The organism is Streptomyces sp. NRRL F-5126 (genome assembly GCF_000721265.1).
Classification (GTDB): domain Bacteria; phylum Actinomycetota; class Actinomycetes; order Streptomycetales; family Streptomycetaceae; genus Streptomyces.
The window spans coordinates 666,523-690,484 of sequence record NZ_JOFZ01000012.1 but is presented as its reverse complement, the minus strand read 5'-3'; the positions used below and the strand labels follow the sequence as shown (position 1 = coordinate 690,484).

21 protein-coding genes are annotated in these 23,962 nt (G+C 73.2%); 13 read left to right on the top strand and 8 right to left on the bottom strand.

Annotated elements, in window-relative coordinates; translation table 11 throughout:
• Positions 1–72: 72 nt before the first annotated feature.
• Complete coding sequence (locus IH48_RS0127920; RefSeq protein WP_030910504.1) at positions 73–894, top strand: isoprenyl transferase; 822 nt, start codon at positions 73–75, stop codon at positions 892–894.
• A 69-nt stretch (positions 895–963) separates the two neighbouring features.
• Here IH48_RS0127920 and IH48_RS0127915 read toward each other — a convergent pair whose 3' ends face one another.
• Complete coding sequence (locus IH48_RS0127915) at positions 964–1,383, bottom strand: Fur family transcriptional regulator (protein ID WP_030910501.1); 420 nt, start codon at positions 1,381–1,383, stop codon at positions 964–966.
• Between the two features lie 141 nt (positions 1,384–1,524).
• On the opposite strand from IH48_RS0127915, the gene IH48_RS0127910 reads away from it, so the two are divergent.
• The 5 genes from IH48_RS0127910 (at position 1,525) to IH48_RS0127890 (ending at position 6,798) form a co-directional block, all read left to right on the top strand.
• Entirely contained in the window at positions 1,525–2,907 is a 1,383-nt protein-coding gene (locus tag IH48_RS0127910) for a glycine--tRNA ligase (RefSeq protein WP_030910498.1), read from the top strand.
• Positions 2,908–3,149: 242 nt separating this feature from the next.
• Positions 3,150–3,377, top strand: a complete 228-nt coding sequence (locus tag IH48_RS0127905) for a DUF6243 family protein (protein ID WP_030910495.1) — start codon at positions 3,150–3,152, stop codon at positions 3,375–3,377.
• A gap of 192 nt (positions 3,378–3,569) precedes the next feature.
• On the top strand, positions 3,570–4,730 hold the full coding sequence (locus tag IH48_RS0127900; RefSeq protein ID WP_051840695.1) for an acyl-CoA dehydrogenase family protein: 1,161 nt from the start codon (positions 3,570–3,572) through the stop codon (positions 4,728–4,730).
• Positions 4,727–5,581, top strand: a complete 855-nt coding sequence (locus IH48_RS0127895; protein WP_030910489.1) for a phosphate/phosphite/phosphonate ABC transporter substrate-binding protein — start codon at positions 4,727–4,729, stop codon at positions 5,579–5,581. Before IH48_RS0127900 ends, IH48_RS0127895 begins: the two co-directional genes overlap by 4 nt.
• Positions 5,578–6,798, top strand: coding sequence for a ferritin-like domain-containing protein (locus tag IH48_RS0127890; RefSeq protein WP_037843323.1), 1,221 nt, complete (start codon positions 5,578–5,580; stop codon positions 6,796–6,798). Before IH48_RS0127895 ends, IH48_RS0127890 begins: the two co-directional genes overlap by 4 nt.
• Before the next feature lie 610 nt (positions 6,799–7,408).
• Here the strand turns inward: IH48_RS0127890 and IH48_RS0127885 are convergent.
• Positions 7,409–8,938, bottom strand: a complete 1,530-nt coding sequence (locus IH48_RS0127885) for an MFS transporter (protein ID WP_078850090.1) — start codon at positions 8,936–8,938, stop codon at positions 7,409–7,411.
• 111 nt (positions 8,939–9,049) lie between these two features.
• Here IH48_RS0127885 and IH48_RS0127880 point away from each other — a divergent pair, with 111 nt between their 5' ends.
• Positions 9,050–9,985 carry a helix-turn-helix domain-containing protein gene (locus IH48_RS0127880; protein ID WP_051840694.1) on the top strand — a complete coding sequence of 312 codons (936 nt, stop codon included), beginning with the start codon at positions 9,050–9,052 and terminating at the stop codon, positions 9,983–9,985.
• An 86-nt stretch (positions 9,986–10,071) separates the two neighbouring features.
• Here the strand turns inward: IH48_RS0127880 and IH48_RS0127875 are convergent, their stop codons facing one another.
• Positions 10,072–11,556, bottom strand: coding sequence for an MFS transporter (locus IH48_RS0127875; protein ID WP_030910476.1), 1,485 nt, complete (start codon positions 11,554–11,556; stop codon positions 10,072–10,074).
• Positions 11,557–11,666: 110 nt separating this feature from the next.
• Between IH48_RS0127875 and dusB the strand changes: the two genes are divergently transcribed.
• The 4 genes from dusB to ppdK all read left to right on the top strand — a co-directional run bounded on the left by dusB (position 11,667) and on the right by ppdK (position 17,718).
• Positions 11,667–12,845: a tRNA dihydrouridine synthase DusB gene (gene dusB / locus IH48_RS0127870; RefSeq protein ID WP_030910472.1), complete on the top strand. Its 1,179-nt coding sequence runs from the start codon at positions 11,667–11,669 to the stop codon at positions 12,843–12,845.
• 135 nt (positions 12,846–12,980) lie between these two features.
• On the top strand, positions 12,981–14,027 hold the full coding sequence (locus IH48_RS0127865; protein ID WP_030910469.1) for an aldo/keto reductase: 1,047 nt from the start codon (positions 12,981–12,983) through the stop codon (positions 14,025–14,027).
• 51 nt (positions 14,028–14,078) lie between these two features.
• Complete coding sequence (locus IH48_RS0127860) at positions 14,079–14,600, top strand: hypothetical protein (RefSeq protein ID WP_030910467.1); 522 nt, start codon at positions 14,079–14,081, stop codon at positions 14,598–14,600.
• Positions 14,601–15,069: 469 nt separating this feature from the next.
• Positions 15,070–17,718: a pyruvate, phosphate dikinase gene (ppdK, locus tag IH48_RS0127855; protein ID WP_051840765.1), complete on the top strand. Its 2,649-nt coding sequence runs from the start codon at positions 15,070–15,072 to the stop codon at positions 17,716–17,718.
• A gap of 866 nt (positions 17,719–18,584) precedes the next feature.
• Here the strand turns inward: ppdK and pcaB are convergent.
• The 5 genes from pcaB to IH48_RS0127830 form a co-directional block, all read right to left on the bottom strand.
• Positions 18,585–19,865, bottom strand: coding sequence for a 3-carboxy-cis,cis-muconate cycloisomerase (gene pcaB, locus IH48_RS0127850; RefSeq protein ID WP_051840692.1), 1,281 nt, complete (start codon positions 19,863–19,865; stop codon positions 18,585–18,587).
• Positions 19,852–20,427, bottom strand: a complete 576-nt coding sequence (gene pcaG, locus IH48_RS0127845) for a protocatechuate 3,4-dioxygenase subunit alpha (protein WP_030910456.1) — start codon at positions 20,425–20,427, stop codon at positions 19,852–19,854. Before pcaG ends, pcaB begins: the two co-directional genes overlap by 14 nt.
• A complete protein-coding gene (pcaH, locus tag IH48_RS0127840; protein WP_030910452.1) occupies positions 20,427–21,191 on the bottom strand; it encodes a protocatechuate 3,4-dioxygenase subunit beta in 765 nt (254 codons plus the stop codon). Before pcaH ends, pcaG begins: the two co-directional genes overlap by 1 nt.
• Positions 21,188–21,925, bottom strand: coding sequence for a CoA-transferase subunit beta (locus tag IH48_RS0127835; protein ID WP_051840763.1), 738 nt, complete (start codon positions 21,923–21,925; stop codon positions 21,188–21,190). The genes pcaH and IH48_RS0127835 overlap by 4 nt, the downstream gene beginning before the upstream one ends.
• Before the next feature lie 74 nt (positions 21,926–21,999).
• Positions 22,000–22,848 carry a CoA transferase subunit A gene (locus IH48_RS0127830; protein ID WP_030910445.1) on the bottom strand — a complete coding sequence of 283 codons (849 nt, stop codon included), beginning with the start codon at positions 22,846–22,848 and terminating at the stop codon, positions 22,000–22,002.
• A 158-nt stretch (positions 22,849–23,006) separates the two neighbouring features.
• Here IH48_RS0127830 and IH48_RS0127825 point away from each other — a divergent pair, with 158 nt between their 5' ends.
• Entirely contained in the window at positions 23,007–23,450 is a 444-nt protein-coding gene (locus IH48_RS0127825) for a MarR family winged helix-turn-helix transcriptional regulator (protein ID WP_030910442.1), read from the top strand.
• An 88-nt stretch (positions 23,451–23,538) separates the two neighbouring features.
• Positions 23,539–23,955: a VOC family protein gene (locus IH48_RS0127820; protein WP_030910439.1), complete on the top strand. Its 417-nt coding sequence runs from the start codon at positions 23,539–23,541 to the stop codon at positions 23,953–23,955.
• Positions 23,956–23,962 lie beyond the last annotated feature (7 nt).

Sequence of the window (23,962 nt, the reverse complement as noted above, 5' to 3'; positions counted from 1 at the left end):
CCCTGTCGAGGCCCCGGGTCGAAGCGGTTCAGGGCGGACACACGACGTCGGGAAGTCAGGAGAGCACCGGGCATGGCACGACTCATGGGGCGCTCCCGCCGCGAGTACAGGACGCCGGAGCCGCACCCCTCGGGCGCCGTACCGCCGAAGATCCCCGGCGAGCTGGTGCCGAAGCACGTCGCGGTGGTCATGGACGGCAACGGCCGCTGGGCGAAGGAGCGCGGGCTGCCGCGCACCGAGGGCCACAAGGTGGGGGAGGGCGTCGTGATGGACGTCCTCAAGGGGTGCATCGACATGGGTGTGAAGAACCTGTCGCTGTACGCCTTCTCCACGGAGAACTGGAAGCGCACGCCCGACGAGGTGCGGTTCCTGATGAACTTCAACCGCGACGTGATCCGCCGCCGCCGCGACGAGATGGACGAACTCGGCATCCGCATCCGCTGGGTCGGCCGCATGCCGAAGATGTGGAAGTCGGTGGTTCAGGAGCTCCAGGTCGCCCAGGAGCAGACCGTACGCAACGACGCGATGACCCTGTACTTCTGCGTGAACTACGGCGGACGTGCCGAGATCGCCGACGCGGCGCAGGCGATCGCCCGCGACGTGGCCGCGGGCAGGCTCGACCCGTCCAAGGTCAACGAGAAGACCTTCGCCAAGTACCTGTACTACCCGGACATGCCCGACGTGGACCTCTTCCTGCGCCCGAGCGGCGAGCAGCGCACGTCCAACTACCTGATCTGGCAGAGCAGTTACGCCGAGATGGTGTTCCAGGACGTGCTGTGGCCCGACTTCGACCGCCGCGACCTGTGGCGGGCCTGCCTGGAGTACGCGCAGCGCGACCGCCGCTTCGGCGGCGCGCTGCCCAACCAGCCGGACGGATCGCCCGCGGCCGGCTGACGGGGCGGGCGCGGGGACGGACGCCCGGACGGCCGGTGCGCGGCGGGGCCGCCGCCGTGCCGCTTCCCGCTACTTCGCGGCGCAGTCCGCGCACGTGCCGAAGATCTCCAGCGTGTGCGCCACGCCCACGTACCCGTGCTGCGCCGCCACGGCCTGTGCCCACTGCTCGACGGCCGGCCCCTCGACCTCCACCGCCGCGCCGCACACCCGGCACACCAGGTGGTGGTGGTGCGTGTCGCTCTCGCACCGCCGGTAGACGGACTCGCCGTCCGTCGTGCGCAGCACGTCGACCTCGCCGGCGTCGGCGAGGGACTGCAGGGTGCGGTAGACGGTGGTCAGGCCGACGGAGTCGCCCCGGTGCTTGAGCATGTCGTGCAGTTCCTGCGCGCTGCGGAACTCCTCGACCTCGTCCAGCGCCGACGCCACCGCCGCACGCTGGCGGGTGGACCTGCCGCGTACGGGGGGTCCGTCACTGTGCGCGGTCGTCACAGGTGCCTCCTCGGCGTCCTCGGGATGCTGGGTTCACGGCTGCCTCCATTCTGCCAGCCGCCACCGATTTGATCCGGGGGGTGAGGCCGCCGCTAATCTGAGGTATTCGCCGTTCGCCGTCATCGTAATGAAGAGAGCACCGTGGCCGCCGACAAGATCGACAGCATCGTCAACCTCAGCAAGCGCCGTGGCTTCGTCTACCCGTCCAGTGAGATCTACGGCGGCCAGCGCGCCGCCTGGGACTACGGGCCGCTCGGGGTCGAGCTGAAGGAGAACCTCAAGCGCCAGTGGTGGCGCGCCATGGTCACCTCGCGCGAGGATGTCGTCGGCCTTGACTCCTCGGTGATCCTGGCCACGGAGGTCTGGCAGGCGTCCGGGCACGTGGAGACCTTCACGGACCCGCTCACCGAGTGCACGTACTGCCACAAGCGCTTCCGCGCCGACCACCTCGAAGAGGCGTACGAGGAGAAGCACGGCAAGTCCCCCGCGAACGGCCTCGCCGACCTGAACTGCCCCAACTGCGGCAACAAGGGCACCTTCACCGAGCCCAAGCAGTTCTCCGGCCTGCTGACCACGCACCTCGGCCCGACGCAGGACTCCGGCTCCGTCGCGTACCTGCGGCCCGAGACCGCGCAGGGCATCTTCACCAACTTCGGGCAGGTCCAGCAGACGTCGCGGAAGAAGCCCCCGTTCGGCATCGCCCAGATCGGCAAGTCGTTCCGCAACGAGATCACGCCGGGCAACTTCATCTTCCGCACCCGCGAGTTCGAGCAGATGGAGATGGAGTTCTTCGTCAAGCCGGGCGAGGACGAGAAGTGGCACGAGTACTGGCTCGAGCAGCGCTGGAACTGGTACACGGGCCTCGGCATGCGCGAGGAGAACATGCGCTGGTTCGAGCACCCGGCGGAGAAGCTCTCCCACTACTCCAAGCGCACGGCTGACATCGAGTACCGCTTCCAGTTCGGCGGCGGCGAGTGGGGCGAGCTGGAGGGCGTCGCGAACCGCACGGACTTCGACCTGTCCGCGCACGCGAAGGCGTCGGGCCACGACCTGTCGTACTTCGACCAGGAGGCCGGGGAACGCTGGACGCCGTACGTCATCGAGCCCGCCGCGGGCGTCGGGCGCGGCATGCTCGCCTTCATGCTCGACGCGTTCAACGAGGACGAGGCGCCGAACGCGAAGGGTGTCATGGAGAAGCGCACCGTGATGCGCCTCGACCCGCGCCTCGCGCCGGTCAAGGTCGCGGTCCTGCCGCTGTCCCGCAACCCGCAGCTGTCGCCGAAGGCCAAGGGCCTCGCGGAGGACCTGCGGCGCAACTGGAACATCGAGTTCGACGACGCGGGCGCCATCGGCCGCCGCTACCGCCGCCAGGACGAGATCGGCACGCCGTTCTGCGTCACCGTCGACTTCGACACGCTGGACGACAACGCGGTCACCGTGCGCGAGCGCGACACGATGGCGCAGGAGCGCGTCTCCCTCGACCAGATCCAGACGTACCTCGGCGGCCGCCTCCTCGGCTGCTGACGCCGCGGGCCGCCTGAGCCGCACGTAGGGCCCGTCCCCACCGGGGGGCGGGCCCTGCGGCGTGTCCGGGCCCCGCCCGAGCCGGTCGCCGGAAAAATCGGTGGGGTGTACGGCGGTGGCGCTGCTAGCGTCGCGGTATGCGTATCACGGGAATGTTCTTCCAGCACTACGAGTGAGTCCGCGGCGGCCACGCGCCGCCCCATCGCGACCACATCGGCAGAACACACACTTCGGGAGACCCCGTGTCCAAGAGCCGTAACAACCTGCTCGGCGTGGGCGGGCAGCGCAGGAAGCTGCCCCGCGCCCAGCAGCAGGGCGGCGCGCCGAGCGCGACCGACCGCAAGACGAGCGCCGACCAGAAGCAGGAGCTGCTGCGCAGGATGCGCGAGCGCACCGCCGCGACCACGCGGGACGCCGGCGATACGCAGGACGGCACCACCGCGCAGGACGACACCACCGCGCAGGGCTGAGCGGGATCCGTCCCGTCCGGGCGTCGCACCCGGGCGGGGCGGTGCCGTCTCCAACTCGCCCCGCACAGGTGCCGGTTCGATCATCATTTCTTTCCGGTGGGCGGCGTGCGCTCCCTCCGCGGCGCCTGGCCGGCTGGTTGGGTGGGCCACCTTCGGACCGGCGTCGCCGGCCCACCGAGAGGGAGCCGCCCCATGAGCCCGTCCTCAGAGGTACCGTCCGCGCCCGCGACGGGCGAGAGGTTCGAGGCGGTGCTGCGCGACACCGTCGGGCCGCTCGCCGAGGAGATCGACCGCAGCGGCCGGTTCCCGCGCGAGGGGGTGCGCGCCCTCGCGGAGGCCGGGCTGCTCGGCCTGCTCAGCTCCCCCGAGAACGGCGGGGCCGGCGGCGACCTGCGGCAGGCCGCCGGCGTCGTGGAGCGGCTCGCCGGGACCTGCGGCTCCACCGCCATGGTCCTGCTCATGCACTACGCGGCGACGACCGTGGTGGACCGCCACGGGCCCGAGGACGCGCGGCGGGACATCGCCGCGGGCAGCCACCTGTCCACGCTCGCCTTCTCGGAGCGCGGCTCGCGCAGCCACTTCTGGGCGCCCGGCTCCACCGCGACCCCGGACGGGGCGGGCGCGGTGTGCCTGGACGCGGAGAAGTCGTGGGTCACCTCGGCAGGCGAGGCGGACAGCTACGTGTGGTCGAGCAGGCCGCTGCGCGCGGACGGCGTCATGTCGCTGTGGCTGGTCCCGGCCGGCAGCGCGGGGATCGACGTACGCGGCGACTACGACGGCTTCGGGCTGCGCGGCAACGCGTCGAGCCCCGTGACGGGCAAGGGCGTCTCGGTCACCGAGACCGCGATGCTCGGCGACGACGGGCAGGGCCTGGACACGGCACTCGGCCTCGTACTGCCCTGCTTCCTCGTGCTCAGCGCCGCCTTCTCCCTCGGCGTGACCCAGGCGCTGCTCGACCTGACGGCACGGCACCTGACCGGCACGCGGCTGGAGCACCTCGGCCAGAGCCTGGCCGAACAGCCGATTCCCCGGCAGGAGTACGCGCGGCTGCGGCTGCGCGCCGACGCCCTGCGGTCGTTCCTCGACGCCACCCTCACCGCGCTCGACACGGGCCTGCCCGAGGCGCAGTTGCGCGTCCTCCAGGTCAAGGCGCTCGCGGCGGAGACCGCCGCCGAGGTCGCCGACGGCGCCATGCGGCTGTGCGGCGGGTCCGCGTTCCGCCGCGACCTGGGCGTGGAGCGGCGGTTCAGGGACGCGCTGGCGGCCCGTGTGATGGCCCCGACCACCGAGGCCCTGCACGACTTCTGCGGCCGTGCCGGGCTCGGCCTGCCGCTGTTCGGGGACGCCCGATGAGCGGCGTGCTGCTGGGCGCCGTCGCCTACGACCCCAAGGTCGTCACCATCTGGACCGGGTTCCGCGCCTGGCTGCGCCGCCAGGACCTGCCGTTCGACTTCGTGCTCTACGCCCACTACGAGCGGCAGGCCGAGGACCTCGTGCGGGGCAGGATCGACGCCGCCTGGCACTCGCCGCTCGCCTGGCTGCGCACCCGGCGGCTGGCGCGGGCCGCACGCGTCGACGTGCGGCCGCTGGTCATGCGCGACACCGACCGCGACCTGACGTCGGTGGTCGTCGTCAGGGCGGACGGTCCTGTCGCGGGCGTCCCCGACCTGAAGGGCCGCGCCGTCGCCGTCGGTGCCGTCGACTCCCCGCAGGGCACGCTGCTGCCGCTGCACCACCTCAGGGCGCTCGGCCTCGAACCCGGCGCCGACTTCGTCGTGCGCGGCCACGACACCGGCGTGGGGCTGCACGGCGACCACATCGGCGGCGAGCGTGACGCGGCCCGCGAGCTGATGGCCGGCGAGGCGGCGGCCGCCTGCATGATCGACGTGAACCACCTGCTGTTCGGCCAGGAGGGCACCCTGCCGCCGGGCGCCACCCGCCTGCTGACCCGCACGGACCCCTTCGACCACTGCGTCCTGGCCGCAGGCCCGTCCCTCGCCCCCGACCTCGGCGAGCGCCTCACCGAACTGCTGCTGTCGATGTCCGCCGGGGATCCGGAGGTGCGCCACCTCCTCGACCTCGAAGGGCTCACGCGGTGGCTGCCGGGCCGGGAGAGCGGCTACGCGGCGCTCACGGCCGCCGTGGACGAGACGGGGTTCTACGACGAGCAGGGCCAGGTCACGGCGGCCGGCTACCTGCCGTGACGGACGGCGGCGCCCCGCCGGGTGCGCCCCTCGTGGACCTGGCGGCGCTCGGCTTCGACCAGGGCGCGCACCTGCTGCTGCGGCGGGCGCTCGACCGGCTGCCGCCTGGCCGCAGGGTGGCCGTCACCGGGACCGATCCGGCACTCGCCGCGCACCTGGCCGTCTGGTGCAGGCGGGAGGGCCACACCGTCGAGCGGGCGCCGCAGGGCGAGGCCGAGGTCCGGGCGTACGTGGTGTGCGGCGCTGCCGGCCAGGCCCGCGCCCGTGGCGCGGAGCGTGCCGGCAACCCGCCGGCCGGGCAGGTCAGCGAGCGTGCGCCGCTGCACTGGGGACTCGCGGCACGAGGCGCGCTGGTGGAGGCGGGCGGCCCCGAGGTGCCGTTCGTGGTCACTGACCGGGACATCGCCTGGTACGACCTCGCACCGCGGCTGTACCGCCAGGCGGCGGCCGGGCAGTGGGACCCGCTGACGGCCGTGGACTGGGACGAGCCGTTCAGCCTCCCGGACGGCGTGGAGGCGGCCGTCGTCCAGGTCATGACGTACCTGGTGGAGAACGAGCAGGCGGCCCTGGTCGTGCCGGGGCGGCTGCTCGCCCAGGTGCACCCGCACTTCCGCGAGGTCCTGCAACTCCTCGCCGTGCAGGCCGCCGACGAGGCCAGGCACGTGGAGGTCTTCACGCGGCGTGCGCTGCTGAAGTGCGGGTCGATGGGCACGTCGTCGGTGGGCGGCCGGGCGTCGCTGGCGACGCTGCTGCGCGAGCCGGACTTCTCGATCGCGTCCTTCCTGCTCTCCGTGCTCGGCGAGGGCAGCTTCCTCAACCTCCTCGCCTTCCTGGAGCGGCACGCGCCCGACCCGGTGACGCGCAGGATCAGCCACCTGGTCCGGCAGGACGAGGCGCGGCACGTCGCGTTCGGCCTCGGCCACCTCGAACACCGCGCGGGCGTGGACCCGGGGCTGCGCGGGCGGCTGCGGGGCGCCGTGGAGCGCAGGCACGACGCGCTGCTCGACACGGCGGGGCTGAACCGTGACGTGTTCGACGCGCTGGTCCTGCTGGCCGCCGGGTCCTGGGACCCGGCGGCCATCGGCCGCGGCTGGCGTGCGGTCGGGCAGTTGCAGGCGGAGATGGACGAGGGCCGCCGGCACCGGCTGTCCCGCCTGGGCTTCCCCGACGACGAGGCGGCCGAGCTGTCGGCGCTGCACACGCGCAACTTCATGTAGGCACGGGCACGCCGTGGCGTCCGCGCCGGCGGCCCCGGGCACCCGCGCGTGACCGAACAGCCCCAGCCGAGGCCAGGAAGCGCCAGGGGCGGGCGCGGTGGCGGCCTCCGATTCCGGGCCTGTACGGCCCTTTGCGCCAGGTCGGGGCGGACCGGCGCCGGCGCGGGTCGTGGGGCTGGAAGGGGCCGGGGCCCCTGCCTGGCGGCCCAGGGCCGGGTGGTGACGCGGCGGGGCCGTGCCGGTGTCGGCGTGGGTCGTGGGGCTGGAATGGGGCCGGGGCCCCTGCCTGGCGGCCCGGGGGACCTGCACGGGCCGCATAGGGCCGGGTGGTGACGCGGCGGGGCCGTGCCGGTGTCGGCGTGGGTCGTGGGGCTGGAATGGGGCCGGGGCCCCTGCCTGGCGGCCCGGGGGACCTGCCCGGGCCGCCAGGCCCTGCTCCAGGCCCGGTCGCGTAACCGGGGTGGGCCCGGTGGTGCTCCGGCTCCGGGCTCGTACGGCCTTTTGCCCAGGCCCGGGCGGTGACGCGGATCGTGTGGGCCGGAACGGGGTCGGGCGCGGGCCGCCCGAGGTCCCGGGGCCGCCGCAGGAGGTGGCGGCGGCGCCTGGCCGTTCAGGCGATCCTGCGGGGCAGTCGCAGCGCCAGGGCCACCGTCAGGACCACGAGGCCCAGTTGCGTCAGCAGCGTCACGGCCAGCGCGTGGCCCATGTCCGCCGTCCCCGTGCCGGCGAGTGTCAGGAACAGTGACCCGAGCGTCGCCACGCCCAGCGCGAGCGCCGACTGCTGCGTCGTCATCATCACGCCGCTGCCCACGCCCGCACGCTCCCCGGGCACGTCGGACAGCACGATCCGGTACACCACGGGCAGTTGGAGCCCCTGGCCGAATCCGGCGAGCGCCGTGCCGGGCAGCAGCGCGAGCATGCCCACGGACGGCCAGTCGTGCCACACCGCGTACGCCATGAGCGCGAGGCCCACGGCCTGCACCACGGCGCCGGACGCCACGATCCTGCTGCCGTACCTGCGGATCAGCCGCGGTCCTGCGAGCGACGCGGCGAAGAACGTCACCGCGAGCGGCACGAGCGCCACGCCCGCCGCCACCGCGCCCATGCCGAGGCCCTGCTGGAGTGCGACGGCCAGCACGAACATGAAGCCGCCGAAGCCGATCGAGAACGGCAGGATCAGCAGCAGCCCGCGGCGCAGCGACACCAGCTCGAACAGGCTGGGCGGCACCAGCGGCGTGCGGCCCTCGCGGTCGGCGCGCCGCTCCACCCGGTACAGGGCGTACGCGAGGAACGGGAAGGCGGCGAGCGACACCCACGTCCACAGCGGCCAGCCCGCCGCACGGCCCTCCGTGAGCGGCGCGAGCAGCGACGAGAGCGCGGCGGCCAGCAGCACGGTGCCCGGCACGTCGATCGGCGCGGGCGCCTGGGAGCGCGTCTCCGGCACCGTGCGCACGGCGAGGACGAGTCCGGCGACCGCGACCGGCACGTTCACCAGGAAGATCGCCCGCCAGCCCGAGCCCGCGACGTCGGCCGAGACCAGCACGCCGCCGAGTATCTGGCCGGCGACCATCGCGAGGCCCGCCGTCGCGCCGTACATCGACTGCGCGCGGGCGCGCCGGTGCCCGGTGGTCGAGGAGTGGATGGTGGCGAGCACCTGCGGCAGCATCAGCGCGGACGCGGCGCCCTGCGCCACCCGCGCGGCGACCAGCGACCACGCGTCGGGCGCCAGGCCGCAGGCCAGCGAGGTGACGCCGAATGCGGCCATGCCGGCGATGAACAGCCTGCGGCGGCCGAAGATGTCGCCGAGGCGGCCGCCGAGCACGAGCAGGACCGCGTAGCTGAGGCCGTACCCGGCGACGACGAGTTCGAGCAGGGCGGCGCTCGCGTCGAGGTCGCGTTCGATGGTGGGCAGGGCGACGTTGACGATGAAGAAGTCGATGAGCGGCAGGGCCGCGCCGAGCAGCACTGTGAACAGCCCGATCGGGCCGAGCACCGCGCCGTGGTGGTGCACCACTACGGCGTCACGGGCCTGCGGGTCCGCCGCCTGCCGCGGCTCCGCCTCCTGCTGCGGGGCCGCCGGCTGCCCGGCCGCGGTGGCGCCTGCCGCCCCGGGGGCGGCGGATGGGGATGCCTTGGTCATGACACCGACGATCCCCCGCCCTGCAGCCTGGTACCAGAGTCTCCTCATCCTGGTAGAAGAAGTACCCGGTAACAGCTTGAGGAGAAGAGGAGCGGGCGGGACACTGGGGCCATGACGACGACGGCGGTGCACGGCGACCAGACCCCGGACATCCGGCGCAAGGAGCTCGCCGAGTTCCTGCGCAGCCGCCGCGAGCGCATCTCCCCCGAGCAGGTGGGCCTCACGCGCGGCGCCAGGCGGCGCACGCCTGGCCTCAGGCGCGAGGAGGTCGCGCACCTGTCGGCGGTGGGCGTGACCTGGTACACGTGGCTGGAGCAGGCGCGGGACATCCAGGTCTCGGCGCAGGTGCTCGACGCGCTGGCGCGGGCCCTGCTGCTCGACCCGGTGGAGCGCGCGCACCTCTTCGCGCTGGGCGGCGCCGTCGACCCCGATCCGACGAGGCCGTGCCCGCGGGTGACGCCCGCGCTGCGCGGCATGCTCGCGCAACTGGAGCCGTACCCCGCCTGCGTGCAGAACAGCAGGTACGACATCCTCGCGTACAACAGCACCTACGGCGTGCTGATGCGCGACCTCGACGAGCTGCGTCCCGAGGACCGCAACTGCCTGTGGCTCGCCTTCACCGACGAGCGCTGGCGCTCCGCACTCGCGGACCCCGAGCGAGTGCAGCGCGCCATGGCCGCCAAGTTCCGCGCCGCGATGGCCGAACACCTGGGCGACCCGGCGTGGAAGGCGCTGCTGGCCCGGCTGCGCGCGGGATCCGCCGACTTCAGGAAGGTGTGGGACCGCCACGAGGTGGTCGCGAACACCGGCCTCACGAAGCGGTTCGACAACGCCGTCGTGGGCCGGCTGCGGCTCGAGTACACCCCGCTGTGGCTCGGCCCGCAGACGGGCCACGTGCTGATCAGCTACGTGCCGTCCGACGCGGACACGCGCGAGCGGCTGACGCGGCTGCACGCGCACGCCGGCGGCCTCGCCGCGCGCCGCGGCAGTGGGGCGGGCGCGCGCAAGCCGTCGTACGAGCGCACACGTGCCCTCGCCGAGGTCTGACGCGCGTACGCTTGACCGCGCCTGCGCCTGATCGCGCGTACGCCTGACGCCCGTAAGCGCGCCCCGCCACAAGGGCGGGCGGCCCCTCAGGACGCGGCGGATCCCGCGCGGGCCTGCGTGCGCTCCGCGTCGCCTTCCAGGCGGGCCGCCGCGCGCGCCGCGCTGCGCCTGGCACGGTCGCCGCTCGTCGCGACGCCCAGCACCAGCACCGCGAGGCCGCAGGCCGTCAGGATCCACCAGGCGGGCCGCGCGGCGTCCGTGAAGGCCCGCAGGTACGCGGCCGTCGCGTGGCCGCGCCCGCCCGACGCGGCGACTCCGCCGCCCAGCACCGCGCCGAGCACGGCGACGCCCAGCGTCGAGCCGATCTGGCGGCTGGTGGAGGCGACGGCCGCCGCGACGCCCGCCTGCGAGCGCGGCATGCCGGAGACGGCGGTATTGGTGATCGGCGCGTTCACCCAGCCGAACCCGATGCCGAACGTCACGTACGACAGGAAGAGCAGCGGGGTGTGCTCCTGCGCGTCGAAGACGGTGAACAGCAGGCCGCCAAGGGTCATCCCGACTCCCGCGATCACCAGCGAGGGACGCGGGCCGCGCGAGCCGACGAGGCGGCCCGACAGCGGTGCGCAGACCGCCGTCACCGCGGCCATCGGCAGCAGGTAGAGGCCGGCGTGCAGGGCGCTGAGCCCGCGCGCCTCCTGAAGGTAGAGCGTGTTGACGAAGAGGAAGCCGCCGAGCGCCGCGAACGCGCACACCGCGATCGCCGTCGCGCCGCTGAACGGTGCGCTGCGGAAGAACCGCAGGTCGATCAGGGGCTCGTGGCGCCGAGGCTCGTAGCGCAGCAGGGCGGCGAGGCACAGCACGGCGACGCAGACGAGGGTGACGATGAGCGGCGAGGACCAGCCGGCCGACGGCACCTCGATGATCGTGTACGTCACGGACCCGAGCACGCCGATGACCAGCAACTGCCCGACGGGGTCCGGCCTGCGGGCCTTCGCCGCCCGCGACTCCGGCACGAACCGCAGGGTGAGCAGCAGCGCCGCCAGACCGATCGGCAGGTTGATCCAGAAGATCGAGCGCCAGCCGACCGAGTCCACCAGCAACCCGCCGACGAGCGGGCCCGCCGCCATCGAGATGCCGACGACCCCGCCCCACACGCCGATGGCGCGGGCGCGCTCCCTCGGGTCGGTGAACGTGTTGGTGATGATCGACATCGCCACGGGGTTGAGCATCGACCCGCCGACGGCCTGCACCATCCGGAAGACGACCAGGGCTTCGAGGTTCGGCGCGAGGGAGCAGAGCAGCGACCCGAGCGTGAAGATCACGAGGCCCGTCGCGAAGACCCGGCGCCGTCCGATCCGGTCCGCGGTGGAGCCCGAGAGCATCAGCAGCGAGGCGAGCACCAGGGTGTAGGCGTCGATCGTCCACTGGAGTCCTGAGACGCCCGCGTGGAGTTCTCGCTGCATGGAGGGGAGGGCGACATTGAGGACGGTGTTGTCGAGGCTCACGATCAGCAGACTCAGGCAGCAGATCGCGAGCACCAGCATCCGCCGTCTGTGGCTGAGCTCGGGCATACATCGATAGTACGCAAAACTAACAACCTCGTTGTATCACCCACCCGCTTCCGGGGTCCTGACACCGGCTCGTGGACGGATACGCCGCGCGATACGCGACAATGGGGCGCATGACCAGCCAGACGCCCACCGCACCCGCGCCCGCATCAGCGCCAGGAGCGGCCGCATCCCTGGCCATCGGCCCGCACGCCGTGAGCCCGCCCGTGGTCCTCGCGCCGATGGCGGGCATCACCAACGCCCCCTTCCGCACCCTGTGCCGGGAGTTCACGGGCGGCAAAGGGCTCTTCGTGAGTGAGATGATCACCACACGCGCGCTGGTCGAGCGCAACGACAAGACCATGCGGCTGATCCGCTTCACTCCGGACGAGACGCCGCGCTCGATCCAGCTCTACGGCGTCGACCCGGTGACCGTCGGCAAGGCGGTCCGCATGATCGTCGACGAGGACCTCGCCGACCACATCGACCTCAACTTCGGCTGCCCGGTGCCCAAGGTGACCCGCAAGGGCGGCGGTTCCGCGCTCCCGTACAAGCGTCCCCTGCTGCGCGCGATCCTGCACGAGGCCGTGGCGAGCGCGGGAGCGCTGCCCGTCACGATGAAGATGCGCAAGGGCATCGACGACGACCACCTCACGTGCCTGGACGCAGGCCGCATCGCCGTCGACGAGGGCATCACGGCGATCGCCCTGCACGGCAGGACCGCGGCCCAGCACTACGGCGGCACGGCCGACTGGGACGCCATCGCCCGCCTCAAGGAGCACGTGCCGGAGATTCCCGTACTCGGCAACGGCGACATCTGGTCGGCCGAGGACGCGCTGCGCATGGTGCGCGAGACCGGGTGCGACGGCGTGGTCGTCGGCCGCGGCTGCCTTGGGCGCCCCTGGCTGTTCGCGGACCTGGTGGCCGGGTTCGAGGGCACGGGCGCGGCGGCGCGGCCCGCGCTGCGCGAGGTCGCGGCCGTCATGCGCCGCCACGCCACGCTGCTGGGGGAGTGGCTCGGGGACGAGTCGCGGGGCGTGGTCGACTTCCGCAAGCATGTCGCCTGGTACCTGAAGGGCTTCTCCGTCGGCTCCGAGCTGCGCAGGAAGCTGGCGGTGACGTCGTCTCTCGCGCAACTCGACGAACTGCTCGAAGGACTCGACCTGGACCAGCCCTGGCCGGCCGGCGCGGACGGCCCGCGCGGCCGCTCGTCGGGCAACAACCGCGTGGTCCTGCCCGACGGCTGGCTGCGCGACCCGTACGACTACACGGCCGTGGACGCGGGCGCGGAGCTCGACACCTCCGGAGGCTGAGCCCGGGGCCGGGCCCGCACTCCGAGGCCTGGGGCGTGCGCCCGGCGGCGGTTCGCGCCCGTCCAGGGTGGTAGACGTCCGGGGGGACCGGATGCCTCCGGCCCCCCGGACGTCTACCGATCGAGAGGGACCACGATGCAGTACAGGCAGCTCGGGAGGTCCGGTCTGCGCGTCTCCGCGCTCTCCATGGGCACCATGACCTTCGGCGGCAAGGGCGGCTTCGGCGTACTGGGCGCCACCGGCGTCGAGGGCGCCAAGCGCCAGATAGACATGTGCCTCGACGCGGGCGTGAACCTCGTCGACACGGCCAACATGTACTCGGACGGCGCCTCCGAGGAGATCGTCGGGCAGGCGATCGCCGGCCGCCGCGACCGGCTGCTGCTGTCGTCCAAGGTCCGCATGAGGATGGGGGAGGGCCCCAACGACCAGGGCCTGTCCCGGCTGCACATCGTGGACCAGGTCGAGCGCAGCCTGCGCCGCCTCGGCACCGACCACCTCGACATCTACCACGTCCACGAGTGGGACGGGCAGACGCCGCTCGAGGAGACCCTGGAGGCGCTCGACACGCTCGTGCGCTCGGGGAAGGTCCGCTACCTCGGCGTCTCCAACTACGCGGGCTGGCAGCTGATGAAGGCGCTGGCCGTCGCCGACGCCCACGGCTACCAGCGCTTCGTCAGCAACCAGATCTACTACTCGCTGGAGTCGAGGGACGCCGAGTACGAACTCGTCCCCCTCTCCCTCGACCAGGGGCTCGGCATCATGGTCTGGAGTCCGCTCGCCGGCGGCCTGCTGTCCGGCAAGTACCGGCGCGGGCAGCAGGCGAGCGAGGGCAGGCACCTCACCGAGTGGAGCGAGCCGCCCGTACGCGACGAGGAGAAGCTGTACGACACCATCGAGACGGTCGTCGACATCGCGTCCGCGCACGGCGCATCGCCCGCCCGGATCTCGCTCGCGTACCTGCTCGCCAAGCCGGGCGTCACGTCGCTGGTCATCGGCGCGCGCAAGGACGAGCAGCTGGCCGACAACCTCGGCGCCGCCGAGGTGGCGCTCTCGCGGGAGGACGTCGACCGGCTCGACAAGGTCAGCGCGCCCGACCTGATCTACCCGCACTGGCACCAGGCGGACTCGGCCTCCGAGCGCTTCGGCGCCCCGGACAGGGCGCTGCACGGCCCCGCCCGCTGACGCCGCGAGCCGCACCGCCGCCAGGTTGGTGGCGTCGAGGGGGGAGACGCCATGGGGCGGATACGGCTGTGGTGGAAGCCCGTTCTCGCGGGCGTGATCGGGCTGCTCGGCATCCTGTCGCTCGCGGGGACGGCGGTGTCCGTGGCCGGCGGGCGCGCCCACCTGGCCGACCTGCGGGCGCACGGCGTGCACGCCGCCGGCGAGGCACGCGTCATGACGCACTGCGGGGGCGGCCGCCGCTCGTACTCGTGCTCCACGGAGGCCGTCCGGCTCGACTTCACGGACGCGCGCGGCCGGTCCCGGCTGGTGCGCGAGAAGCCCGTCGCGTCCTTTCTGTACGTGCCGCACGGCAAGGCCGGCGCGGACCTGTCGATCGCGACGACCGTCGTCTACGACGCCTCGGACCCGGCGGGCGCGCAGCCCGCCGCGGCCCTCGACCAGAGCGTCCTCGACCTCGCACGCCACCGCACGACGGCCCTCGTCGTCGCGCTGCTGATGGCGCTGCTCGGAGTGGGAGCCGCGCTCGGCACCTGGCCCAGCCGCACCGCCCGTTTCCGGCCATCAGGCACGTGATATTCGCCACGCATGATACACAGTTTGCTCAAACGAGCGCCGAAAGGCTGTCTGCGAGTCCCAAACGGGTGGCACCCAGTGCCACGGATTCCGCGTTCGACACCTGAACTCAGACGTCGTTGTCACTGCTCATGTGAGCGCTTTGGGTCATGGCGAGGTCATCGCCCCTTCGCGTCCTGAAGAGCCGGGAAGAAGCCGGTCCGGCGGTGATCACCTCCGATCCGGTGGCGGACGGGTGGTTATGGCCGTATGACAGAAAGGTGGACGTCCCCGGAAGCCTTCGATCTGGGTATGTTCCTCGCCGTCAGGGCAGCCACCGCGTCCCGAGGAGTCGAGACCCGTGTCGGAAATCAAGGATCGGCCTGCGCAGCAGGAGAAGCAGGCGGAGAAGCAGGGGAAGTCGGGGAGGGCGGTGAAGCCGCAGAAGCCGGAGAAGTACGTCTACGACTTCACCGAGGGCAACAAGGGCATGAAGGGGCTGCTCGGCGGCAAGGGCGCCAACCTCGCCGAGATGACCAACCTCAAGCTGCCCGTGCCGCCCGGCTTCACCATCACCACCGAGGCCTGCAAGGTCTACCTGGACTCCGGCAGCGAACCCGGCACGCTGCGCCGCGAGGTGAGTGCGCACCTCGCGGCGCTTGAGGAGACCATGGGCAAGAAGCTCGGCCAGAGCGACGACCCGCTGCTCGTCTCCGTGCGCTCGGGCGCCAAGTTCTCCATGCCCGGCATGATGGACACGGTTCTCAACGTCGGCCTCTCCGACGACTCGGTCGCCGGCCTCGCCGCGCAGGCCGGCGACGAGCGCTTCGCCTGGGACTCCTACCGCCGCCTGATCCAGATGTTCGGCACGACCGTGCTCGGCGTCGAGGGCGACCTGTTCGAGGACGCGCTCGACGAGGCGAAACGCGCGCGGGGCGCCGCGACGGACGTCGACCTCGACGCGGCGGACCTGCGGAAGCTGGTCAAGGTCTTCAAGAAGATCGTCTCCCGCGAGGCGGACCGCGACTTCCCGCAGGACCCGCGCGAGCAGATGGACCTCGCCGTACGCTCCGTCTTCGAGTCCTGGAACACCGACCGCGCCAAGCTCTACCGGCGCCAGGAACGCATCCCCGGAGACCTCGGCACCGCGGTCAACATCGTGGCGATGGTCTTCGGCAACCTCGGCCCCGACTCCGGCACGGGCGTCGCCTTCACGCGCGACCCCGCCAGCGGCCACCAGGGCGTCTACGGGGACTACCTGCAGAACGCGCAGGGCGAGGACGTCGTCGCCGGCATCCGCAACACCGTGCCGCTCGCGCAGCTGGAGACCATCGACAAGGCGTCGTACGACCAGCTGATGCAGATCATGGAGACGCTGGAGAACCACTACCTCGACCTGTGCGACATCGAGTTCACCATCCAGCGCGGCAAGCTGTGGATGCTGCAGACGCGTGTCGGCAAGCGCACCGCCGGCGCGGCCTTCCGCATCGCGACGCAACTCGTCGACCAGGGCCTCATCGACGAGGCCGAGGCGCTGCGCCGGGTCAACGGCGCGCAGCTGGCCCAGCTGATGTTCCCGCGCTTCGACGACGACGCCAAGCGCGAGCTGCTCGGCCGCGGCATCGCCGCGTCACCCGGTGCCGCCGTCGGCAAGGCCGTCTTCGACTCGTACACCGCGATCAAGTGGTCGCGCTCCGGTGAGAAGGTCATCCTCGTACGGCGCGAGACCAACCCGGACGACCTGGAGGGCATGATCGCCGCCGAGGGCATCCTCACCTCGCGCGGCGGCAAGACCTCCCACGCGGCCGTCGTCGCGCGCGGTATGGGCAAGACATGCGTGTGCGGCGCGGAGGAGCTGGAGGTCGACACCAAGAGGCGCTGCCTCAGCGTCGGTTCGAAGGTCGTCGAGGAGGGCGACGTCATCTCCATCGACGGCTCGACCGGCAAGGTCTACCTCGGCGAGGTGCCCGTCGTGCCGTCGCCCGTCGTCGAGTACTTCGAGGGCCGGATGCACGCGGGGGCCGAGGAGGCCGGCGAACTCGTCGAGTCCGTGCACCGCATGATGGCGTACGCGGACCGCAGGCGCAGGCTCCGCGTCAGGGCCAACGCCGACAACACCGAGGACGCCCTGCGCGCACGGCGCTTCGGCGCCCAGGGCGTCGGCCTGTGCCGCACGGAGCACATGTTCCTCGGCGAGCGCCGCGAGATGGTCGAGCGGCTGATCCTCGCGGACACCGACGAGGAGCGCGAGCAGGCGCTCGGCAGCCTCCTGCCGCTGCAGAAGGCCGACTTCGTCGAGCTGTTCGAGGCGATGGACGGGCTGCCCGTCACCGTCAGGCTGCTCGACCCGCCGCTGCACGAGTTCCTGCCCGACATCACGGAGCTGTCCGTGCGGGTCGCGCTCGCCGAGGCGCGCAAGGACCCGCACGAGAACGACCTGCGCCTGCTGCAGGCCGTGCACAAGCTGCACGAGCAGAACCCCATGCTGGGCCTGCGCGGCGTGCGGCTCGGCCTGGTCGTACCCGGCCTGTTCGGCATGCAGGTACGGGCGATCGCCGAGGCCGCGGCGCAGCGGAAGGCCGCCAAGGGCGACCCGCGCGCCGAGGTGATGATCCCGCTGGTCGGCACCGTGCAGGAGCTGGAGATCGTACGGGACGAGGCCGAGCGCGTCATCGCGGAGGTCGAGCAGGCCACGGGCGTCGAACTGAAGCTGGCGCTCGGCACGATGATCGAGCTGCCGCGCGCCGCGCTGACGGCCGGCCAGATCGCCGAGGCCGCCGAGTTCTTCTCGTTCGGCACCAACGACCTCACGCAGACCGTGTGGGGCTTCAGCCGCGACGACGTGGAGGCCAGCTTCTTCACCGCCTACCTGGAGAAGGGCATCTTCGGCGTCTCGCCGTTCGAGACCATCGACCGCGACGGGGTCGGCGCGCTGGTGCGCAACGCGGCGGAGGCCGGCCGCGCCACCCGGCCGGGCCTGAAGCTCGGCATCTGCGGTGAGCACGGCGGCGACCCCGAGTCCGTGCACTTCTTCCACGAGGTGGGTCTCGACTACGTGTCCTGCTCCCCGTTCCGCATCCCGGTGGCCCGCCTGGAGGCGGGCCGCGCGGCGGTGATGGACGCGCAGCGGGCCGGCTGACCGGGCGGAGCCCGGGCCCCCGACCGCCCGGGCTCCGGCCACTTCGCGCCGCACGCGAGAGCCACCGGGGCCGGCCGTCCGCGACATCCCTCACCGACGCGGACGGACCGGCCCCGGTCCACATGAGGCGGGCGCCGTGCGGGGCGCCCGCCTCATGTGTTCCCGGCGACGCCTGGCAGCCGGGCGGCCCGACGGCCCCGAGGCGCCCCGGTGGGCGCTTCGGTACTGGAATCGTCCGTGGCCCGGCCGGCTGAGCGGCCCTGGGCAGAGCGGTCCTTCGGGTCCGAGCGGTCCGCGGATCCCGGCGGCCTGGCGGGTCCGGCGGTCCGGCGGCCTGGCGGCTTGGCGGTCCCGTGGCCCGGCGGGTCCGGGGGCCTGGAGGCCTGGCGGCTTGGCGGTTCGGGGGCCCGGCGGGTGCGGGGGCCTGGCGGCTTGGCGGTTCGGGGGCCCGGCGGGTGCGGGGGCCTGGCGGCTTGGCGGTCCGGGGGCCCGGCGGGTGCGGGGGCCTGGCGGCTTGGCGGTCCGGGGGCCTGGCGGGTCCGGCGGCCCGGCGGCCCGGCGGGTCCGGGGGCCTGGCGGTCCCGTGGCCTTCCGGGTCCGGGGGCCTGGCGGCCTGGCGGCTTGGCGGTCCTGTGGCCCGGCGGGTGCGGGGGCTTGGCGGCTTGGCGGTCCTGTGGCCCGGCGCGTCCGGCGGCCCGGCGGCCTGGCGGGTCCGGGGGCCTGGCGGCCCGGCGGCCCGGCGGGTCCGGGGGCCTGGCGGTCCCGTGGCCTTGCGGGTCCGGGGGCCTGGCGGCAGCCGGGTCCGTGGCAGGCGCCACCCACGCGGCCCGGCGCAGCCAGGCCTGCAGCGCGGGTGCCGGCCGCGTTCAGTCGCGGTGCAGGGCGCGGTCCACCAGCGCGCCCGCCGCGCCCGTCCACGCAGCCGGGTCGAGCAGCCGGCCGTGGCCCGCGGCGTCCGCGGCCTCCGCGAACGTGACGTCCGCCGCCGCGGCCCGGTCGAGCAGCCTCCTCGCCTCCGCCCTGCCGAGCTCGACGGAGAACCGCTCGCTGACGATCAATCCGCCCGTGCGCGCCAGGTTCTCCGCCATCCGGCCCGGGAACACCCGCAGCCCCTCGGCCAGTTCCGCCGCGTGCGCGGCCGCGCCGCCCGCGAGGCGGAGCAGTTCGCGCAGCGGCGCCCACTCCGCGTGCCAGGCGCCCGCAGGGCGTTCGTCCTCCGCCGGCACCGCGCCGAACAGGACGGACAGGTGCGCCGGCGCCTGCCTTGCCGCCGCGGCGATCAGCGTCGCGTGGACCGGGTTCGCCTTGTGAGGCATCGCGGACGAGCCGCCGCCGCTGCCCTCCGCCACCTCGCCGACCTCCGTGCGGCACAGCGTCAGGACGTCCACGGCCGTCTTGCCCAGCGCACCGCACGTGAAGGCAAGGGCGGCCGCGAGGTCAGCCACGGGCGTGCGCAGCGTGTGCCAGGGCAGGCCAGGATCCGCGAGGCCGAGTTCGCGCGCGTAGGCCGCAGCCGTCGCGAGCGGCGAGTCGCCGAGCGCCGCGAGCGTGCCCGCCGCGCCGCCGAGCTGCGCGGGCAGCACGACCGCGTCGAGGCGGTCGCGCGCGTCGAGGACGAGCGAGCGCCAGCCCGCCGCCTTCAGCCCGAACGTGGTCGGCACCGCGTGCTGCGTCAGGGTGCGGCCGGGCATCACCGTGTCCCGGTGCGCCGCCGCGAGACGCGCCAGGGCCGCCGACGCACGCTCCAGATCCGCGAGCACCAGGCGCCGCGTGTGCGTCGCCACCAGCATGAGTGCCGTGTCGACGATGTCCTGGCTCGTCGCGCCCCGGTGCACGTACCGCGCCCACCGGTCGCCCACCGCCGCGCGCAGCGCCGACGCCAGCGGGATCACCGGATTGCCGCCCGCCCGCGCGGCCAGCGCCAACTCCCTTACGTCCAGGGCGTCCACGGCCGAGGCGATCGCGTCGGCCGCCTCGCCCGGCGCGCCCTGCGCCCTGGCGAGCGCCGCCTCGGCGGCCACCAGGGCGCGCAGCAGCGCGCGGTCGTCCGTCGCGGCCTCGGCCCGCGTGCCCGCCGTCGCGGGGGACAGCAGCCCGGCCGGTTCGCGGCCTTGCTGTCCGCCCGCATCACGCTCAGTGGAACTCAAGGAAGACCGTTTCCCCTTCTCCCTGGAGGCGGATGTCGAAGCGGTACGCCCTGTGCCGCGCCGGATTCTCCTCCCGCACCGCGACCAGCGTCGCGCGCCGCGCCGGTTCCAGCGAGCCGAGCAGCGCGTCGTCGCCGTCCGCCAGGTACGCCCGCGTGTACAGGTGGTGCATGAGCCCGCGCGCGAACACGCACACGCTCAGGTACGGCAGCGGCGCCGGGGTGCGCGGCGGCAGCGTGCGCAGCGCGTAGTGCCCGTCCGCGTCCGTCGCCACCCGGCCGAACCCGGTGAAGCGGACCCCGTCGCGTCCCAGGAAACCGCCGTTCACCGGCGAGCGGCGCATCGAGCCCGGCTCCCCCGTGCCAGGACCGCCCTGCCAGAACTCCAGCAGCGCGTCCGGCACCGGGGCGCCGGCGCCGTCGTACACCACGCCGTGCAGGGTGACGGCGTCGGGATGGCCGGCGGGCGCGACGTCGCCGCCGCCGGGGAAGGGCAGCGCGTAGCCGTAGAAGGGGCCGACCGTCTGCGACGGGGTCGGCGGGAAAGCGGGCGTGTCCGGCATCAGCGGCCCTCCTCGATCCAGGTGGCGGACGGTCCGTCCAGCACGATGTCCCAGCGGTAGCCCAGCGAGAACTCGGGTGCCGACAGCCCGTGGTCGTACACCGCCACGAGCCGCTGCCGCGCCTGCTCGTCCGTCACCGACTGCAGGATCGGGTCGTAGGGGAAGAGCGGGTCGCCGGGGAAGTACATCTGCGTGACGAGGCGCTGCGTGAACGCCTCGCCGAACACCGAGAAGTGGATGTGCGCCGGGCGCCACGCGTTGTCGTGGTTGCGCCACGGGTACGCGCCCGGCTTGACCGTCGTGAAGGCGTAACCGCCGTCGTCGCCGGTCAGCACCCGCCCCACGCCCGTGAAGTTCGGGTCGAGCGGCGCCGGGTGGTCGTCGCGCTGATGGGCGTAGCGCCCGGACGCGTTCGCCTGCCACACCTCGATCAGCTGGCGCCGCACCGGCCTGCCGCGCCCGTCGAGGAGCCGCCCGCTGACGGTGATGCGCTCGCCGAGCGGCTCGCCTGTGTGCTGCCTCGTCAGGTCGGAGTCGAGCGCGGTGACGTCCGTCGCGCCGAAGACCGGGCCCGACAGCTCGACCGCCTCCGGGTCACCGTCCACCGCGACGAGCGGCCGGTGCGGATGGCGCAGCACCGAGCTGCGGTAGGGGGCGTACGCGCGCGACGGGTGGTGCTCCGCGCTCCCGCCGTCCGCGAGACGCTTCTCGTACGCGCCGCGCGCCGCCCCGATCTCCGCGGTGATCTCCCGCTGGGTCGTCATGACGCCTTCTTCCCGGCCGCCTTCAGCGCACGCAGCGCGGCCAGTTCGTGTTCGGTGGGCGGCGCCGTCGCGGTGACGGACGGCGCGACCCTCAGGTCCCAGCCGGTCGCGTCCCGCACCTGTCCGACGGTGACGCCGGGATGCGTCTCGGTCAGCACCAGCTCGGCGGTGGCCGGGTCGGGACGCAGGATGCCGAGGTCGGTGATGACGGCGGCGGGCCCCTCGCCGCGCATGCCGTACTTCGCCCGGTCGCCGGGGCCCGAGCCGTGCCCCATCGTGGTGACGAAGTCGAGCGTGGGCACGAAGCCCCGGCGGGAGTGGCGCAGTACCAGCAGCACCTTCCGGCAGTTCGCGGCGATCTCCGGGGCGCCGCCCGCGCCGGGCAGCCGCGCCTCGGGCCTGCCCGCGCCTCGGGAGACGACCGTCGTGTTGACGTTGGCGAACCGGTCGACCTGCGCCGCGCCGAGGAAGCCGACGTCGATCCGGCCGCCCTGGAGCCAGTAGTTGAACATCTCGGGCACAGTGACGACGGCGTCGGCCGTGTCCGCGAGCTCCCCGTCGCCGATGGACAGCGGCAGCCGCGTCGGCCGAGAGCCGATCGTGCCCGACTCGTAGATGAGCACCAGATCGGGCTCGTGCGTGGCGCGCGCGAGGTTCGCCGCCGTCGACGGCAGCCCGATGCCGACGAAGCAGGTGCGCGAACCGGCCAGTGCGCGGGCCGCGTTGACCTCCATCAGCTCGTCGCTCGTGACACCGTGTGCCGCCGAGTCGGCTGCGGCCGCCGCCCGTTCGTCCCGTACCGGCCCGCTCATCGTGACACCCCCGCCGCACCCGTGCTGCCTGTCGTCGTGTCCGTCGTCCTGACCTCGGTGTCAAGCCACGCCGTGAACGCGTCCCGGTCCCTGGCGATCGGGTCCCACGCCCGGTAGAAGGCGTTGTCACGCTCCGAGTAGCCCGTCGCGTACGAGGGATGGGCGCCGCCGGGGACGACGCACACCGCGTCCACGACCCAGTGCGGCAGCACCACGGCGCCGGGCCGCGGCTCCAGCGCGTCCACGACTTCCTCCACTGTCACGAGCGCACGCTTCGAGGCGAGGACGGCCTCCTTCTGGACGCCGGTCAGCCCCCACATCTGCACGTTGCCCGCGCGGTCGGCGCGCTGCGCGTGGACGATGGCCACGTCGGGGGTGAGGGCGCGGACGGCCGCGAGCTCCTCGCCGGTGAACGGGCAGGTGACGGTCGAGACGGTGTCGGTGCGCGTCGCGAGGTCGGAGCCGCGGTAGCCGCGCAGCGTGGCGAACGGCAGCCCGGAAGCGCCGGCCACATAGCGGTTGGCCATGCCCGCGTGACTGTGCTCGTCGAGTTCGAGGGGCCTCGGCCAGCCGTTCTCGACCGCGTCGCGGAAGCGGTGCAGGGAGCCGACGCCGGGATTGCCGCCCCAGGAGAAGATCAGCTTGCGTACCAGGCCCGCCCCGATGAGCTGGTCGTAGATGACGTCGGGCGTCATGCGGGCGAGCGTCAGGTCGGTGATGCCCTGGCGGATGATCTCGTGCGCGGCGGCGAACGGGATCAGGTGCGTGAACCCTTCGAGCGCGACGGTGTCCCCGTCGTGGACGAGGTCGGCCACGGCGTCGTGGAGAGTGCGTACTCCCGCCATCCGAGCCCCTCCCTCCTCGGGTCGCCGGAGCCGGGGAAAATGCTCCGTGTACTGACGATTCATTCTCGGATGCGTACACTTCCAGGCGGTCAGGCGGTCGTCAATAGCTCAGTACACGGAGCAAATGCGTGACACGACACCAATGGAGCGTGACGGACATGGCAGCGGTGGATCTGGCCACACACCCGGGGCACCTGGCCCGCAGGCTCCAGCAGGCGCACACCCTGCTGTGGTCCACGCTGGTCTCGGAGGAGATCACCTCCCCGCAGTTCGCGGTGCTCAACGCCCTTGCCGAGAGCCCGGACATCGACCAGCGCACCCTCGGTGAGGCGGTGCGCCTCGACCGCTCGACGGTCGCGGACGTCGTCGCCCGCCTCGCCAGGCGCGGCCTGCTGGAACGCGTACGCGACCCGCTGGACGGGCGCCGCAACGTGCTGCGGGCGACCGGCGAGGGGGCCAGGGTGCACGCCAGGCTCGTGGCGCGGACGGCCGCCATGAACCAGGTCTTCCTCGCCCCACTCGACGAGGAGGAGCGCGGGACGCTGCTGCGGCTGATCGCCCGGGTGGCGGACGCGGCGGAAAAAGTTCGCGCGGAGCGGTGACTTTCGGTCCGGACGCGGGTCCAACCATCAAAGGACGCGGCGCACGAAGCGAAGCCGCGCACCGCGAGCGACCGGAGGAGCACCACCGATGGACAACGCCAGGATGATCTTCGTGAACCTGCCCGTGAAGGACCTCGCCACGACGCGGTCGTTCTGGGAGAAGGTGGGCTTCTCCTTCAACCCGCAGTTCAGCGACGAGCACACCGCCTGCCTCGTCATCAGCGACACGATTTACGCGATGCTGATGGACGAGGGCCGCTTCCGCGACTTCACGCGCAATGAGATCGCCGACACGGCGACGACGCGCGAGGCCATCATCGCGCTGAGCGCCGCCAGTCGCGCGGAGGTCGACCAGCTGGTCGAGTCGGCACTGGGCGGCGGCGGATCGGCCGTGGGCGAGACGATGGACCAGGGCTTCATGTACGGGCGCGCCTTCCTCGACCCGGAAGGGCATCACTGGGAGGTGGTGTGGATGGACCCGTCCGCCGTAGAACCGGCGGCGTGACGCGGCG